Below are 17452 nucleotides of genomic sequence, written 5' to 3'. Positions count from 1 at the left end.
GCTACTGGACCTACGGGGCCTACTGGTGACACTGGAGCTACTGGACCTACGGGGCCTACTGGTGACACTGGGGCTACTGGACTTACGGGGCCTACTGGTGACACTGGAGCTACTGGACCGACTGGGGCTACTGGACCTACGGGGGCTACTGGACCGACTGGACCAACTGGACCATCCGGACTAGGACTTCCAGCAGGACTATACGCATTTAACTCCGGTGGGATTTCTTTAGATCTAGGAATTAATGATCCAGTACCATTTAATACTGTTGGATCTCAGTTTGGTACAGCAATTTCTCAATTAGATGCTGATACTTTCGTAATTAGTGAAACTGGATTCTATAAAATTACTGTTATCGCTAATACTGCAACAGCAAGTCTATTAGGAGGTCTTACAATCCAAGTGAATGGAGTACCTGTACCAGGTACTGGATCAAGTTTAATCTCACTCGGAGCACCTATCGTTATTCAAGCAATTACGCAAATTACGACAACTCCATCATTAGTTGAAGTAATTGTTACAGGGCTTGGGCTATCATTAGCTCTTGGCACGAGTGCATCTATTATTATTGAAAAAGTTGCTTAATTTTTTACTTAGCAGTAAAACTGATATCAGTTTTACTGCTTTTTCAATTTCAAATTCAATCATGAAACATTCAGTACCTACATAATCATATTGTTGTATGACATTTTGCAGGAGGCACAAATATGGAAAGTAAATCTGCTGTTCAGCTTTATCTCGAATTGCTAAAGAAGACAATTTTATTTGAAATATGGTTAGAATATGAGGCATACTTACCCGCATCTCTACATATTTCGAAAGAACTAGAATTCGAACCAGTTACAGTCCCTCTCCCTTTATTCATTAAGCAATATGCCGAAAACCATAACTTAAAAATTGTAAAACCAAATGTCTCAAAAAGTGAACGTCATGATGGAATGGATTGGCCAAGAGCAGCACATAGCATGATTGGTCGAGAACGTATGAACCAATTACAAGAGGCGATGGAAACCGTTGTTCGTGAAAATATAGAAGGTGATTTTATTGAAACAGGTGTATGGCGCGGAGGATCATGCATTTTTATGAATGGGTTTTTACAAGCAAACAACATTACGGATCGTAATGTGTGGGTCGCAGATTCATTTGAAGGTTTGCCAGCACCGAATCTAGAACAATATCCAAAAGATTACGGTGATTATTTACACACATTCGATTACTTACGCGTCTCTTTAGAACAAGTACAAGAGAATTTCAAAAAATATGATTTACTAAATGATCAAGTGAAATTTTTAAAAGGTTGGTTTAAAGATACTTTACCAACAGCACCAATTGAAAAAATAGCAATTGCACGGCTTGATGGTGATATGTACGAATCCACCATGGATGGTCTCATGAACTTATATGATAAAGTTTCTAAAGGTGGCTATATAATTATCGATGACTACGGGCTACCACCATGCGCTGAGGCTGTGACAGACTTTAGAAAGCAACGAAATTTAAAAGCCCCTATTACTAAAATTGATGTATTTGGCGTTTATTGGAGAAAAGAATAAAAAGATTTAATCTATAGGAGATCCCATTTTCACTCATCCTTCTCTCACTTCTAACCCAACAAAATATTTTTTTCGGAATCTCCTTACATATAACAATTGTTTTCCTGTCTTCTCTCACTACAAATTGAAAATTTCATTAATAGAGTTACTGCATATTCTCACACAAGAAAGGGGTATACTCATGAGCGAATTTAACAAAGAAATGACTTTACTCCCCCCTCCTGAACTCGTCCAATATGTAGGTGGCGACTTCAAAAAGGTTGGAAAAGAGTTCCTAAAGCATTTTATTCAAATTGGCGCTTTAAAATCAAATGAAAAAGTATTGGATGTAGGCTGCGGCGTCGGCCGAATGGCTGTACCATTAATGAATTACTTAAATGATGATGGAGCGTATTATGGATTTGATTTGTTTAAAGATGGAATTACTTGGTGTCAAAATAACATTTCAACTATGCGTAATAATTTTCACTTTGAACATGTTGACATATACAATCAATTCTATAATCCGGAAGGAAAAGAAGATGCCTCTCAATATCGTTTTCCCTATGAAGACGGAACATTCGATTTTATCTTTTTAACTTCTGTATTTACGCATCTTCTCCCAAAAGAATTAGAACATTACGTATCTGAAATTGTACGTGTATTAAAAAAAGACGGGAGATGTTTCATTACATTCTTTCTTATAAACCCTGAATCGTCTTATTATTTAAATGCAGGACAAAGTACATTAGGTTTTTATCATCGAATTGAAAATTGCTACGTTGTAAATAAAGATATTCCGAATTTCGCAGTTGCTTATCCGGAGACAGATATTTGCAATTTATTGAATAAGTACGACCTAGAAATAATCAATAAGCCGCATTACGGCTTATGGTGCGGCAGACATGAATATACAAGTTACCAAGATATTGTTCTTACAAAAAAAAGCTTCTGAAAGGAAGTTATGTATGATGAATGAAAAAAATCCACCTCTCGTTTCCATCCTTATTCCCACTTATAATCGGCCTCATTATTTCAAAATTGCTCTAGAAAGTGCATTGGCACAAACTTATTCAAATATTGAAATCATCATCGGAGATGATAGTACAAATGATGAAACAGCAACTTTAATACGCGAACAATACTTACCAAATTATAAAAATATAACATATATTCGAAATACCCCTACTCTAGGACAATTTCACAATGACCTTATGCTCATAGAAAAATCAAATGGTGAGTATATAAACTTTTTAATGGACGATGACGTGTTTTATAAGCATAAAATACAAAAAATGATGGCCTATTTTGAGCAAGATTCCAATAAAAATCTTGCTCTTGTTACTTCTTATCGAGTACGTATTGATGATTATGGAAATCTAATAGGTGATTCCCACCCAACACAAAGGTTATATAGTGAAGACACCCCATTAAACGGGATATTTTTAGGTAATTGGATGTTAAAGGGCGGGCACAACATTATCGGTGAGCCTACGACTACTTTGTTTCGAAAAAAATTACTCACTGAACCTTTTGGCACCCTTAAAGAGCGACAATATTCTTGTAGTGTTGATATGGCCTCATGGATTTCTTTACTTTCTAAAGGAAATGCAATATACATTTCTGAGCCTTTAAGTCAATTTCGCTACCATGCTGGACAACAAATACACAATAAGCTCCTTCAAGGTTGTGAAGATTTCACACACCTTGTTATAACAGCAAAAGAATATGGCTTTTTACAAAATACTATGGACTATAGAGCAGCTCTACTTAGTGCTTACCAATGGTGTAAAAGTTCCTTAAAATACTATCTTCATCAACTAGATATTTTTCCTGACGCACATGTACGTCTTTCCCATTGTTTGGATATAATTATTAAAGAGTTAAACAATTAAACTACTCTGCAAAATTAAAAGTGTATGGACTATATGTGAATCATTCGTATAGTTCATACATTCTTTCTCATACTATAAAGTGAAACTTTAATCAGCCCTCACCAATCGGGCTTTTACGGGCAGTTGATCCCCCACCTAACTTCTTCGCTTTCCCTGAATTTTGAGGTGGGGGTCTTACTGCCCATTAATGCGGGATAAAATCCATTACTATAAAGAGCAGTAGAAAGGAATACCTACATTGAAAGATCCAAATTCTCAATATCAAATAGACTACTTATTACTATTTATTTTATTTGCCATTGGGATTGTTAGTTGTTGTGCTATTGCAAGTGCACAAGCCTCTTTACCTCCATTTTTACAAAACGTCAATTTTGTACTAAAGCAAATCCAATGGTATTTCATTGGATTTATAGCCATTGGTGTTATTATGATTATCGACTTCGATCGTTATCAAAAAATTGCTTGGTATTTATACAGCTTTGCAATGGTACTACTTATTGGACTAGAACTTCAAGTACCAGGTGCCGTTACAATTAAAGGCGCTACCGCTTGGTACAGGCTCCCAGGTATCGGAAATTTTCAGCCTTCTGAAATTATGAAATTGTTTTTAATTATCGTCATTGGACGAATTATAGCAAATCATAATGAGAAATATTTTTCCCAAACGATACATGACGATTTTTTATTACTTGGAAAAATATTTGCGACAAGCTTGCCACCACTACTACTTATTGCAAAAGAACCAGATTTAGGAAACACAATGGTCATTTCAGCGATGCTTGCAGCAATGATACTAGTTTCTGGCATACGATGGCGTTTTATTTTCGGATTAGTTTCAGCTACTTTCGTGGCTGGATCTACATTAATATATATTTTTTTTACTCACACAGATTTTTTTAAAGCACACATTTTAAAAGAATATCAATTAAATCGCTTCTACGGATGGTTAGCACCTTACAAATATGATGCACAAGGCTATCAATTAAGACAAGCATTCTTAGCGACTGGATCCGGAGAAATGCAAGGAAAAGGATGGGAAAATGGACAAGTATATTTTCCAGAACCCCATACAGATTTTATTTTCACTAATGTCGCTGAACAATTTGGATTTCTAGGCGCAAGTGTCATTATTTCACTTTTTTTCTTACTCATTTTCCGAATGATTCATATCGCTTTAGAAAGTAATGACCCTTTCGGTAGTTACATTTGCGCTGGTACAATCGGAATGTTTACTTTCCAAGTATTTCAAAATATCGGGATGACAATTGGATTACTTCCCATTACAGGGATAACATTACCTCTTATGAGCTACGGAGGCAGTTCACTACTTACATACATGATTGCGATTGGATTCATTTTAAATGTTCGCTCAAGAACGAAAATCTTTATATTTAAATGAACAACATAAAACCGCTATATTTTTATCTCTATCCTTTTTTAGATATACTAATGAAAAATACGATGGAGGTTTAAATATGAAATATGACATTATAGGAGATATTCATGGATGCTTCCAAGAGTTTCAAAATTTAACGGAGAAGCTAGGATATAACTGGAGTAGCGGTCTACCAGTTCACCCTGACCAACGTAAACTTGCATTCGTTGGCGATATTACAGACCGTGGTCCTCATTCATTACGTATGATTGAAATTGTATGGGAACTTGTCATACATAAAAAAGAAGCTTATTACGCTCCTGGAAATCACTGTAATAAACTATATCGATTTTTCCTTGGGCGTAATGTAACAGTCGCTCACGGACTTGAAACAACTGTTGCTGAATATGAGGCACTTCCTTCTCATAAGCAAAACATTATAAAAGAAAAGTTTATCACTCTTTATGAACAATCACCGCTCTACCACATACTAGATGAAAAAAGAGTAATCGTATGTCACGCTGGAATTCGGCAAGATTACATAGGAAGACAAGATAAAAAAGTACAAACCTTTGTATTATATGGCGATATTACAGGAGAAAAGCATGCCGATGGCTCACCTGTCCGTCGCGATTGGGCACAAGAATACAAGGGACAAGCTTGGATTGTATATGGACATACACCAGTGGCAGAACCTCGATTCATCAATCAGACAGTCAATATTGATACTGGCGCTGTATTTGGTGGCAAATTAACCGGATTACGTTATCCTGAAATGGAGACTATCTCTGTCCCTTCTTCTTTACCTTTTGTCGCCGAGAAATTCCGTCCAATTTCATAACTACCTTACTTAGCGAAAGATTATCGTATTATTTAAGCAGATTTCATATAAAACTAGGTAAAGTAATTAAAAAAAGATGCAATAAAGTGCATCTTTTTTTAATTACCCTACATATAATGTCGCAGGAGGTGACAGAATGAAGAAAAAATCTTCTAAACAAAAAAGAAAATTTTCCCCTTTATATCTGCCCATGTACGGAATTAACAACTGGTGTAGTATTCGGGCTGCAGCGATAGAAGAACTGGAAGAACAAGAGTCATCAAAAAAAAGCAAAGTAAAACCAACATATGTCTCTTTAGAAAATGCTGTGATGAGCCGCATAATCGATCGCAGAAAAATAAAGATGCAACAAAAAAATAAACAGCTTTCAAATCAAGATGAACAGATACTACATTCTAACCAAACAGAAGAAAAGACGGAAGAAAATATTTCTGTAGCAGTGAATAAAGAAGTGGAACCAGAAATTCCAGCTGCTATTATAAACAAAGTAAAAAAAATAAAAGAAGCATTAGCTTCATCGAATGATATACAAATTGAAAAACCGCTCATAATTGAGACACCTACACCTGAAAATACAAAAGTTAAAAGAGGCGGCCGATATGCATATGCGGAAGGGCTTCACTCTCATGCAGAGGGCATGGCAGCACATGCGGAAGGCTTATTAACACATGCAAAAGGTTCTTTCTCTCATGCAGAAGGATCAAACTCAAAAGCAACTGGACATAGTTCGCATAGTGAGGGAAGTGAAACGACAGCAGGCGGCTCTTATTCTCATGCAGAGGGTAAACAGACGATCGCTTTAGGCGAAGCAGCACACGCAGAAGGAACCGCAACTATCGCTAACGGATCCTCTTCTCATGCGGAAGGTCATCATACATCAACAGCTCATTTTGCAGGTAGCCATATTATGGGGCGCTTCGGCACTGCAGAAGAAGCTTATTCTTGGTTTATTGCAAATGGTGTAAACGACACCGACCATAATATCGGTGCTAAATGGCTTGCCCATAATGGAGAAATGTACATTGAGGGCGCGTCTTACAATGCAAGCGGAACAGATTTTGCACAAATGTTTGAAACAGAAGATCCTACCCCTATTGATGTCGGTTATTTCGTTACATTTAGTAGCGAAGAAAAAATTCGGTTAGCTACTTCACACGATTCATTCATTTTAGGAATATCTAGTGCAACCCCTGCTCTTATAGGAAATAGCGGGGCTTTAAGTTGGCAAAAACGTTATAAAACAGATAACTTTGGAAAACGTCAATATGTATGGACGGAAACAGAAGAAATACAACCTCTTTTAAATACAGAATGGGATCCAACTTGCAAATATGTAGCAAGAAAAGATCGCGCCGAATGGCTTCCTGTCGGATTAATTGGACAAATGTTAGTACGTGATGACGGCACTTGCGAAGCACATGGATATTGTCGTCCAAATGACAATGGCATTGCTACAAAAGCCGAAAGTGGATTTTTCGTCATAAAGCGTACGGGTGAAAACCAAATTTTAATATTATTCCGCTAAGAAAAAAGGGAACAAAATTCTTTATAATATAAGAATTTTGTTCCCTTTTTAAGTATGCCGCAACACTTCTTGCATATCGCTTGGAAGCTTTATAGTAAAAGACATCTCTTTCTCTAAAATAGGATGATAAAACGTCAAAGATTTACTATGAAGTGCTTGCCGCTTCATTTCATCCCTTCTCCCTCCATATAAGCTATCACCAAGTAATGGATGTCCTATATGAGCCATATGCACACGAATTTGATGCGTTCTTCCTGTTTCAAGCTCAAGCGCTACATGTGTCTTATGATATGTACTATCAATTACTTTAAAATGAGTAACTGCCCTTTGTCCATCCTCACAAACCGTTCGCTCAATAATGCTATCAGATTTTCGACCAATTGGTGCATCAATCATTCCTTCTCGTTCTACAATCTTTCCGTGAACAATTGCTTCATACGTTCGTTTCACAGCTTTTTGTTGATGCTGCTTCGATAAAAGATGATGCACAAAACGATTTTTTGCAATAAGCATAAGCCCCGAAGTATCACGATCTAACCGTGTTACAATGTGCACTGTACTTGCAAGATGCTGCTTATCATAATGAGATAAAAGCGCATTAGCAACACTCCCTGTCGGATGTTCTCTAGACGGAATTGTTGACATGTTCGCCTCTTTATTAATGATAAGAACCGCATCATCTTCATATACAATGTATAAAGGGATATCTTCTGCCATCATCCCTTCACTTCTTTCCTCCACTGGAAAAAAGATACGTAATTCTTCACTAGCGCGCAGCTGATGACGAACACTCGCATGTTGCCCATTTACTTCAATCGCCCCGCCGTGAAACTTTATATCCGTTAAAGCGGCTTTAGAAATACCTTTCGTTTTCAAAAATTCCCTAACTAAAGTTCCCTCTTCAGCCAGCCCTATATCCCATTTCAATGTAAATCTGTTCAAATATATAACCCTTTCTATTTATCTGCAACAAACGAGTCACGAACTCGTTTCCAGAACGGGAACGGGCGGAAACGAACAAATCGTACTTTCTCGTTTGCGACGCGATACTGGATTGATTTCACATCTTGATGAACCATCGTTAAATGATCCACTGTAATTTGTAAGTTCATTCCCGCAGCTGGCTTTAACACACATGTATGATGCTTCGGCAATACAAGTGGCGATCCTACAGTACGAAATACACGATTGTTAATGGACGCCATTTCTGCAATTTGAATCGCTTCAATAGATGGGTGAATAATTGCTCCGCCAAGCGCTTTATTATACGCGGTACTGCCTGAAGGAGTAGAGATACAAAGGCCGTCTCCGCGGAATGTTTCAAAATATTCTCCGCGTATTTCTACTTCTGTTACTAATGTACCTTCTGCACTTTTTACAGTCGCCTCATTCATCGCTAAATACTGTGACTCTTTACTTCCATTCACATAGCGAATAATTACTTCTAAAAGCGGATATTCCACCACTTGGAATGGTGTTTTCGCAATCGCAATTACTAATTTCTCTACTTCTGTCGGTAACCAATCTGCATAGAAACCTAAATGTCCTGTATGTACACCAACAAATGCTGTTTCATCCAATCGATTATAATAACGATGAAACGCATATAAAAGCGTTCCATCTCCCCCAACAGAAATTACAATATCGGGTTCCTGTTCATCCATTATAAATCCAAAATCTAGCAAGTACTCTTTCATCGTGCTTGCCAGTGTATCTGATGATTGATCTCCCTTTGACATAATTGTAAATTTCATCGCCCAACACCCTTTAGTTTATGATTCGGAATCTTTCGTTTCTTGCTTTCTTGAAAAAGCCTTTTGCGCTTCTTGAATTTCAAGACGAATAGAAGACATTTCTTCATCTAATAAAAACGCCGCTTCAGCTGCACGTTGCAAGCGTATTTTAATATCTTCAGGAAAACGTCCACTATATTTATAATTTAAAGAATGCTCAATTGTTGCCCAAAAGTTCATTGCTAGCGTGCGTATTTGGATTTCTACCAATACTTTTTGTTCACCCTGAATCGTTTGAACAGGATAACTAATGACAACATGATAAGAACGATAACCGCTATCTTTCTTTTGCGTGACATAATCACGTTCTTCCACGATTTCAAAGTCATTTCGTTTTCGAAGATATTCTACAACAGGCTTAATCTCATCAACAAATTGACACATCATTCTAAGCCCAGCAATATCCTGCATATCTTCTCTCAATCGGTCTAACGGTACATTTCTCTTCTCCGCTTTATCAATAATACTTGCAACCGACTTTACCCTTCCTGTTACAAACTCAATTGGAGAATGCTCTGTTAACATTGCAAATTGAGTACGCATTCCTTTTAGTTTCACTTTCAGCTCTGCCACCGCTTGGTGGTAAGGTGCTAAAAATTCTTCCCAATTTCGATTCATTTCAACCACCACCAAAATCAATCCATTTGCTTATAGAAATACTTTTTCTACAGCAGTTACTAGTTCTTCTCCGTAATTTGCATTACCTTCAATATTTTCAACTAAATATTCTACTTCTTCTTTTAATCCTTCTAATTCCATTTCAATGTCATTCACGCGAACGAACATAACCACATCGTTATTCATCGCTTCATGCATTGCTTCCCAGCATGTGTGCGGAATACTTACATAAATGAAAGATGATTCGTTTTCTAAGATATATAAAAATGATAAATTGTCTGAGTCTACAAGTACGTGATTACGCGCACTTAACTCCTTTACCTCTATTTCACTATTTTCCGCACAAAAAATAAGAGCATTCTCTCTCTTTTCTACGCTCTTAACTTGGATTTTATTTTGCATGCTCTAACTCCTCCATCTCAACTTCCTGTCTTACTTAACAGTATTATTGTATCATAACATGGACGCAAACAAATAAAACATTGAACCAAATTTATGAAAAAGCGATAATGTGTAAAGAATTATTTTTCAAAAGGAGATTATACAATGACACAAGAAATTGAAATTGAATTCAAAAATATCGTTACAAAAGAAGAATTCGATACATTATGTAAATCGTTTTCTATTGAAGCATTTACAAAACAAGTGAATCACTACTTTGAAACACCTGACTTCTCGTTAAAAGAAGCTGGCTCTGCACTTCGTATTCGTCATAAAGGAGAAACTTATACGTTAACGTTGAAACAACCTGCAGAAATCGGTTTATTAGAAACGCATCAAGTCGTAACAGAATACGAAGCAAAAATGATGATGGAAACAAACACAATCATTCAAGGAGCAGTAGTAGATCAATTACATAAATTACAAATTCCTGTTTCTGCTTTAACATATATGGGTAGTTTAACAACAGAAAGAGCAGAAACATTATTTAAAGGCGGAACGCTTGTCTTTGATCATAGTTTCTATTACAATCACGATGATTATGAAATTGAATTTGAAGTGCAAGATGAAGAAACAGGAAAAGCTGCATTTATTCATTTATTAACGCAACATAACATACCTGTTCGTCATACAAATAACAAAGTAAAACGCTTTTTTCTTGCCAAACAAAACAAAGCACGCTAAAGTGAAAATTCCACTAGTGAATATGTTTCACTAGTGGATACATCTCACTAAAAAAGTTTACACCCGTAGAATAAGCAAAGAATCTTTGAGAAAGCTGTTTATTTGCCCTCTCGAACATTCCATTGCTACAATAGATATACATTTCATGGAAAAAGGAGTTTATAAAGGATGAGCAAGCAACCGATGACACCATTTGAAGCAATTGGCGGTGAACAATGCATTGCAATATTAGTAGATACATTTTATTCCTATGTCAGTAAACACCCTGACTTATCTCCCATCTTCCCGGAAGATTTAACAGAAACCGCTAGGAAGCAGAAGCAATTTTTAACACAATATTTAGGTGGTCCTAATTTGTACACTGAAGAACATGGTCATCCTATGTTAAGAGCACGCCATCTCCCGTTTGAGATTACTCCAAAACGAGCAGAAGCTTGGCTATCATGTATGGAACAAGCAATGGATGATACTGGAGTGCATGGTCATATAAGAGAGTTTATTTTTGAACGTTTAGCATTAACCGCTCAACACATGGTTAATACTCCAAACGAAACAGGTGAAGTGTAATGGATAAGCAGGAAGCAAAGCATATAAATATGCCATCTCCTTCCGCATGCGAGCATAAGTCTGTAGAAGCATATTTATTTATTGATCCACTTTGTAAAGATTGCTGGGAAATTGAGCCTTTTATTATTAAACTATGGCTTGAATACGGAAAATACTTCTCTATTCGTCATATCGTAACAGGAAAAGTGGATGGAACGAACGCTTCCTCACACAAATGGAATAAACCTGCTAATATTCGATTTGTGTGGGAAAAGACAACAAGTTTACAAGGTTTTTCATGTGATGGAAAGGTACATATGCAAGAAGCATCGTCAACACCATATTTAGTTTCGATGGCAATTAAGGCAGCGGAGTTGCAAGGCCGAAAAGCAGGTTCGAAGTTTTTGCGAAAACTCCAAGAATACATCTTCCTTGAAAATGTATCAAACCCTGACTGCGAACTATTACTTGCATGTGCGAAAGATAGCAATATTGATGTAGAAGAATTTAAAAAAGACCTACATTCTGCTAGTGCAAAAAAAGCTTTCCAATGTGACTTGAAATTCACGAATGAGATGCATATTACAGAAATACCCTCCCTCGTCTTTTTTCATGCGAACTCAGATGAAGAAGGTATTAAAATTGCTGGAAATTATTCCTACGATGTATACGTACAATTATTGAAAGAACTTGTAAAATGTGAAATTGAGCCAGAACCATTACCACCTTTAGAAGTGTTACTAGAAGCCACACAATTTATATCTTCAAAAGAAGTAGCATTTATTTATAACTGTCCGCAACAAGAAATTGAGCGCGAACTAAAAAAATTACAACTGAAACGAAAAGTGCAAATGATTGAAGTAAAATGCCAACGTTATTGGAAATGGATAGCAAAAGAAAAAGACCTGGTGTAAACACCAGGTCTTCTTCTTTACGGCTTATAAAAATATTAAAGGGGATGGGAGAAATTTTCACGTTCAAACAAAGGGGTATATGTTTGTATGTGAATTCGTTCACGCTTATTATATTACAAGATTCGACGTCAAATGACAACCCCTTTTGTCGATTTTCACACTTTTGTCACATTCTAAACGTTTTCATTTTTGAATAAGCTATAAAAAAGGTCATTTAGGGGGGTTATTTATGAAAAAATCTTATATTGCTCTTCTCTTTCTAGCTGTCATCGTTTCTTTTTTCTTGTACATTCTCTCTCTACTACAAGCTTTTCCTAAAATTATTGCCTTACCTCTTTTATTCGGAATCATCGTTATCACACTCTCTTATTTCAATTATAAAAAACGATTCAAAGGGTTTTAATTTCAAAAGTCAGCCGTAAAGCTATCCTTTCAGTTAGAAAAAACAAAGAAATCCACCCTTCTCTTCGACAAATATCGACATTGAATCTATTCAACAAAAAAGACGAGGATACAATCCCTCGTCTTTTTTCATTACTTTTCTTCAAATAATAATGCTTCTAATTCATTTAATTTCTCTTCAAATACTTGTAGCGCCTCTTTTACTGGTTCAGGAGATGCCATATCTACTCCTGCTTTTTTCAACACTTCAATTGGATAATCAGAGCTTCCTGCTTTTAAGAACTCGTTAATATAGCGTTCTACTGCTGGTTGTCCTTCTTCTAAAATCTGTTTAGATAGAGCGGTCGCTGCACTAAATCCTGTTGCGTATTGATATACGTAATAGTTGTAGTAGAAGTGTGGAATACGAGACCATTCTAAACCAATCTCTTCGTCGATTACTAAAGCGTCACCGAAATATTTCTTATTTAAATCATAGTAGATTTCCGTTAGCATATCTGGCGTAACAGCATGTCCTTCTTGTACTTTCTTATGAATAATATGTTCAAACTCTGCAAACATCGTTTGACGGAATACAGTACCACGGAATCCTTCTAAATAATGATTTAATAAATATAGACGCTCTTTCTTATCTTCTGTCGTTTTTAATAAATAATCATTTAGAAGCGCTTCATTACAAGTAGATGCCACTTCTGCTACGAAGATGGAATAATCACCATATACGTGCGGTTGTGTTTTTCTTGTATAGTAACTATGCACCGAATGACCAAACTCATGAGCAAGTGTAAATAAATTATTTACATTATCATGCCAGTTCATTAAAATATACGGATTTGTTCCATATGCACCAGATGAATATGCCCCGCTTCGTTTTCCTTTATTCTCATACACATCTACCCAGCGATTTTCATATGCTTCTTTCAAAATACCAACATATTCATCACCAAGTACGTTTAAAGATTTTAATAAAAGGTCTTGCGCTTCTTCGTATTTCACATTCATTTTCACTTCTGGTACAAGTGGTGTATATAAATCATACATATGAAGCTCATCAAGTCCTAATGCACGCTTACGAATATCGATGTAACGGTGTAATAAATGTAAGTTATCATTTACCGTTTCAACGAGTTGATCGTATACTGCTTCCGGAATATTATTATTGCTCAGTGCAGCTTGGCGAGCAGAATCGTATTTACGAACACTCGCATTGAAATTATTACGTTTTACTGCTCCACTTAACGTACTTGCGAATGTGTTTTTAAATTTTCCGTACGTTTCATATACAGCTTTAAATGCATCTTCGCGAACACGACGATCATCACTTTCTAAAAACTGAATGTAACGACCATGTGTAATTTCTATTTCTTCACCGTCTTCACCTTTAATAGATGGGAATTTTAAATCCGCGTTATTCAACATACCGAATGTATTGCTTGATGAACTCATTACTTCAGATGCTTCCGCTAATAAAGCTTCCTCAGCTTCTGATAATACGTGCGGGCGTTGACGTGTAATTTCTTCTAATGCATGTTCATATACACTTAAATCTCTATTTTCCTTCAAGAATGTTTGCAGTGTATCTTCTGAAATAGATAAAATTTCAGGCACAATATACGCTGTGCCACTAGATACTTGTGAATATAAATTTGTTGCGCGATCATTTAATGCTTGATACACAGAGTTTGTTGTATCTTGATCGTAACGCATATGAGCATATGTATAGAGCTTACCTAATCGCATTGAAATTTCATCTTCATATTGCAATGTCTCAAGTAAATTGTCCGCAGAATCACCAAGTTTCCCTTTAAATTCAGTTAACTTCGGTAATAGCTCCTTAATAGCTTGGAATTCTTTTTCCCATTCTGCATCTGTTTGGAAAATATCTTCTAATCGCCACGTACTTGCTTCTTCAATCTCATTGCGATCTGGTAATGTTTTCGCTTTGTTTTGTTCAGACATTCTTTAAGCCCTCCTTTAAATATCTCTACTTAAGTACAATTCGTTTTTTTCTTATGTAATTCCTTCACAATCAGTCTTTATTATATCCCCTTTTCTTTCTCTCATGTTGTACTTTGCCTCAAATAAAGATAAGGCATACGCTAAACAAGTTTCATCATATTTCATAACTTCCTCCTCTGTTTTTAACATAACGATCCCCCTTATTTTCCGGTACTTATAAGCCTCCACTTTACGTAATACACCTGTATAACATAAAAATGTCATATATTCAGTAACTGCTACTTTCCATATATGCTTTGAAAAGTACGGGAGCATACGCCTTTTCGTATACTTTTTTACATAACTACACACATATTGAATAGAAATACAATCCCCTACCGCAAGCTCACCTATACACTTCATATATAGAAATGCTTGCCATATAAATGGATTTGTTTGAAAAGCAAATGAGGATGGGAGCGGCACACCAATTTCAGAAGGAAAATTTGCTGGGGTACATTTACATTGATATAAAAAGCGTAATAATGACTTATAATTATAATTCCAAATAGGCAAAGCATTTTTTCGAAAATAGTCCTTTCGTTGCTTCCATTCTCGGTCTAATATTTCTTTTTGGAAAGGAACAGAGGAAAAGAGTAGTTCAAAAGTAGTCGTTTCAGTTGGTAAATATATAGTATGTGAGAAAGAGACGCTTGTAGAAAATGAAGTAAGAAACGCGCATTTCATAAATGATTTTTGTTTGGAACAGAAGAAAATAAGAAATGGTTGAGGATAAGATTGTAAGGAGAAAGCCATAAGTGAGGAGAATTTCATCCAATATGCAGATTGCTTTTTCAATTGATTTCCACCAATGATCCAAATGACCTGTATACCCGCTCGCCAATACGAATATGTTCGTTTGTACAGCTGCTCTATAGAAAGGTTTGCGCATTGGTATTCAATCGCAATTTTTCTCCCTGCTCTCTCTATAAAAATATCTGGCCGTTGCTGAATCTCTGGCAGATAACGCTCTATATCTACATGAAAGTTTTGACGTTTGAACCATTTATATAACAATTCTTTACCGTGCCTATGATACATAGATTCCGCTTCATAAAAGGCAAGACATGAATCCACTTTTTTATGAGCAAAATGCCAACTTTTTTGTTTCCCTAATTTCATTTGTACTTCCTTTCCACAAGCTACACAAAAGAATCGTTCCTGTTGACGCATACGGCGCAAAAGCTCTTCATTACAATTGTAGAGTAAATGAATTTTTTCTCCGTTTTCTCTTTTAGCGATAAATATCGTAATCACACCCTTTCAGCTCCTTATATTCTACAATTTGTTACAAATTCCTTTAAAAAAGAGATGTCCCAATTTCGGACATCTCTTTTTATAATAAAGGCGATAATAACCGGTACGTTGATTCAACAATTCGTCTATGAAGACGCCTTTTATGAAAACGATCGACGTGAATTTCACTGGATTCTTCTAAATCGTCTTTAAAATCTTGAACAAGCTTTCGAATGCTATCTGTATCATATAAAAAGGCATTTACTTCAAAATTTAAATGAAAACTTCTCATATCCATATTAGCTGTCCCAATTGAAGCTAAATCAGAATCGACAATGACAACTTTACTATGGAGAAAACCTTTTTCATACTCATATATCTTTACCCCTGCATCTAAAAGCTCTGGGAAATACGATCTCGATGCGTAAAAGACAGTACGCTTATCAGGCTTACTCGGCATTAACAAACGAACATCGATACCAGCAAGTGCAGCAACCTTTAATGCGGATAAAATATCATCATCCGGAATGAAATACGGCGTTGCAATCCAAATGGATTTCCGCGCAGAAGCAATCATTGCGAAATATAAATGCTTAATTGTTTCCCACTTATTATCCGGTCCACCTGCAACGAGCTGCACGCCTCCCCAATGTTCCCCCTCAACTGCTTTCGCTTGTAAATATTCAGGGGCTAGCACAGCCTCACCAGTCATATAAAACCAATCTTGAAGGAAAATAAGCTGCAAACTTTGTACAGCTTCACCACGCAAATATAAATGTGTGTCTCGCCAAAAGCCGAAGTACTTATCCTTGCCTAAATATTCATCACCAATATTTAATCCACCTACAAACCCTTCATTTCCATCAATAATAACGATTTTTCGGTGGTTTCGATAATTAATCTTATCGTTTAAAATCGGAAAGCGCACAGGGAAGAACGGAATCATTTCGACACCTGCATCGTTTAATTCTTCAATATACGATTTTGATAATTTAAAACTTCCAACCGCATCATATAAAAAACGAACGACTACGCCCTCTTTTGATTTTTGTATTAAAATATCTTTAATTTCTGTTCCAAGCTTATCATCACGCACAATGTAATATTCCATATGAATGTGATGTTTCGCTCGTTTTAATCCATCTAAAATGGCCTGAAACGTTTCATCTCCATTTGTTAATGTTCTCGTTTCAGTTTGAAATGAAATATTTAAAGCGCCTAAGCGATCCGCTAAACGAAATAATAGCTCTTGATGCTTATGATTGCGCAAAATCCGTTCTTCGTAATCTTCATGCCCTTTATATTGTAAAAACGCCTGTTCATCAAGTAAAGCCTTCTTTTGGAACATTCTTTTTCTCCGAAAATTTTGTCCAAATAATAAATAAGCAAAGAAGCCAAATACCGGAAAAATACCTAACACAATTAACCATGTTAGTGTTTTTGACGGATGACGGTTCTCTAAGAAAATAACGCAGCCAATTAAAAACGCAGATACTGTAAATAAAATACTAATAATACCTAAAATCGAAACATCTTTTATCCCAATCACATCCGAATAAAATGCTACATCAATAAACATACGTAGTGAAACAAATAATGCGAACAATAGAAAAACAAAGAAAATCAACTTTAACGTATTTTTCATCTCTTAC

17 protein-coding genes and 1 pseudogene are annotated in these 17452 nt (G+C 36.1%); 11 read left to right on the top strand and 7 right to left on the bottom strand.

Translation table 11 applies throughout. The annotated features are described in order from the left end of the window. The 7 genes and pseudogenes from bclA to BAQ53_RS05850 all read left to right on the top strand — a co-directional run. Positions 1 to 585, top strand: a pseudogene (gene bclA, locus BAQ53_RS26580) (collagen-like exosporium glycoprotein BclA); the annotation flags it as partial. A gap of 122 nt (positions 586 to 707) precedes the next feature. After that, positions 708 to 1553: a TylF/MycF family methyltransferase gene (locus BAQ53_RS05875; RefSeq protein WP_000444379.1), complete on the top strand. Its 846-nt coding sequence runs from the start codon at positions 708 to 710 to the stop codon at positions 1551 to 1553. Between the two features lie 181 nt (positions 1554 to 1734). Continuing rightward, complete coding sequence (locus BAQ53_RS05870) at positions 1735 to 2487, top strand: class I SAM-dependent methyltransferase (RefSeq protein WP_001288764.1); 753 nt, start codon at positions 1735 to 1737, stop codon at positions 2485 to 2487. Between the two features lie 13 nt (positions 2488 to 2500). Beyond that, entirely contained in the window at positions 2501 to 3427 is a 927-nt protein-coding gene (locus BAQ53_RS05865; protein WP_002163893.1) for a glycosyltransferase family 2 protein, read from the top strand. A 238-nt stretch (positions 3428 to 3665) separates the two neighbouring features. Next, entirely contained in the window at positions 3666 to 4826 is a 1161-nt protein-coding gene (locus BAQ53_RS05860) for an FtsW/RodA/SpoVE family cell cycle protein (RefSeq protein ID WP_000654688.1), read from the top strand. A gap of 76 nt (positions 4827 to 4902) precedes the next feature. Further along, positions 4903 to 5643, top strand: coding sequence for a bis(5'-nucleosyl)-tetraphosphatase PrpE (gene prpE, locus BAQ53_RS05855; protein WP_000872696.1), 741 nt, complete (start codon positions 4903 to 4905; stop codon positions 5641 to 5643). A 136-nt stretch (positions 5644 to 5779) separates the two neighbouring features. After that, positions 5780 to 7168: a peptidase G2 autoproteolytic cleavage domain-containing protein gene (locus BAQ53_RS05850; RefSeq protein ID WP_000730522.1), complete on the top strand. Its 1389-nt coding sequence runs from the start codon at positions 5780 to 5782 to the stop codon at positions 7166 to 7168. 48 nt (positions 7169 to 7216) lie between these two features. Here the strand turns inward: BAQ53_RS05850 and BAQ53_RS05845 are convergent, their stop codons facing one another. The 4 genes from BAQ53_RS05845 to BAQ53_RS05830 are packed head-to-tail and all read right to left on the bottom strand — an operon-like array spanning position 7217 to position 9981. Continuing rightward, the gene (locus BAQ53_RS05845; protein ID WP_001079125.1) at positions 7217 to 8110 is read right to left on the bottom strand and encodes an RluA family pseudouridine synthase; all 894 of its coding nucleotides are present in this window, start codon (positions 8108 to 8110) and stop codon (positions 7217 to 7219) included. Positions 8111 to 8124: 14 nt separating this feature from the next. Next, a complete protein-coding gene (locus BAQ53_RS05840) occupies positions 8125 to 8922 on the bottom strand; it encodes an NAD kinase (protein ID WP_000673195.1) in 798 nt (265 codons plus the stop codon). A gap of 18 nt (positions 8923 to 8940) precedes the next feature. Beyond that, positions 8941 to 9579 (bottom strand): GTP diphosphokinase, encoded by a 639-nt coding sequence (gene yjbM / locus BAQ53_RS05835; RefSeq protein ID WP_001081482.1) that lies wholly within the window; start codon positions 9577 to 9579, stop codon positions 8941 to 8943. A gap of 30 nt (positions 9580 to 9609) precedes the next feature. Further along, positions 9610 to 9981, bottom strand: coding sequence for a UPF0738 family protein (locus tag BAQ53_RS05830; protein ID WP_001180003.1), 372 nt, complete (start codon positions 9979 to 9981; stop codon positions 9610 to 9612). Positions 9982 to 10125: 144 nt separating this feature from the next. Here BAQ53_RS05830 and BAQ53_RS05825 point away from each other — a divergent pair, with 144 nt between their 5' ends. From BAQ53_RS05825 to BAQ53_RS05810, 4 genes are all read left to right on the top strand, one after another. Continuing rightward, positions 10126 to 10704 carry a CYTH domain-containing protein gene (locus tag BAQ53_RS05825; RefSeq protein ID WP_000191124.1) on the top strand — a complete coding sequence of 193 codons (579 nt, stop codon included), beginning with the start codon at positions 10126 to 10128 and terminating at the stop codon, positions 10702 to 10704. A gap of 168 nt (positions 10705 to 10872) precedes the next feature. Continuing rightward, positions 10873 to 11271: a globin domain-containing protein gene (locus BAQ53_RS05820; RefSeq protein ID WP_118414227.1), complete on the top strand. Its 399-nt coding sequence runs from the start codon at positions 10873 to 10875 to the stop codon at positions 11269 to 11271. After that, positions 11271 to 12164, top strand: coding sequence for a ClpXP adapter SpxH family protein (locus BAQ53_RS05815; RefSeq protein ID WP_000360646.1), 894 nt, complete (start codon positions 11271 to 11273; stop codon positions 12162 to 12164). Before BAQ53_RS05820 ends, BAQ53_RS05815 begins: the two co-directional genes overlap by 1 nt. 229 nt (positions 12165 to 12393) lie before the next feature. Continuing rightward, complete coding sequence (locus BAQ53_RS05810) at positions 12394 to 12567, top strand: hypothetical protein (protein ID WP_000750355.1); 174 nt, start codon at positions 12394 to 12396, stop codon at positions 12565 to 12567. A 131-nt stretch (positions 12568 to 12698) separates the two neighbouring features. Here the strand turns inward: BAQ53_RS05810 and pepF are convergent, their stop codons facing one another. From pepF to BAQ53_RS05795, 3 genes are all read right to left on the bottom strand, one after another. Continuing rightward, positions 12699 to 14525: an oligoendopeptidase F gene (gene pepF / locus BAQ53_RS05805; RefSeq protein WP_208906598.1), complete on the bottom strand. Its 1827-nt coding sequence runs from the start codon at positions 14523 to 14525 to the stop codon at positions 12699 to 12701. A 51-nt stretch (positions 14526 to 14576) separates the two neighbouring features. Then, positions 14577 to 15821, bottom strand: a complete 1245-nt coding sequence (locus tag BAQ53_RS05800) for a competence protein CoiA (RefSeq protein WP_208906597.1) — start codon at positions 15819 to 15821, stop codon at positions 14577 to 14579. Positions 15822 to 15900: 79 nt separating this feature from the next. Next, positions 15901 to 17445: a cardiolipin synthase gene (locus BAQ53_RS05795; protein ID WP_000799199.1), complete on the bottom strand. Its 1545-nt coding sequence runs from the start codon at positions 17443 to 17445 to the stop codon at positions 15901 to 15903. Positions 17446 to 17452 lie beyond the last annotated feature (7 nt).

It is taken from the genome of Bacillus sp. B25(2016b), assembly GCF_001679765.1.
In the GTDB taxonomy this organism is placed as follows: Bacteria; Bacillota; Bacilli; order Bacillales; family Bacillaceae_G; genus Bacillus_A; species Bacillus_A thuringiensis_K.
This window is presented reverse-complemented; position numbering and strand designations above follow the sequence as displayed.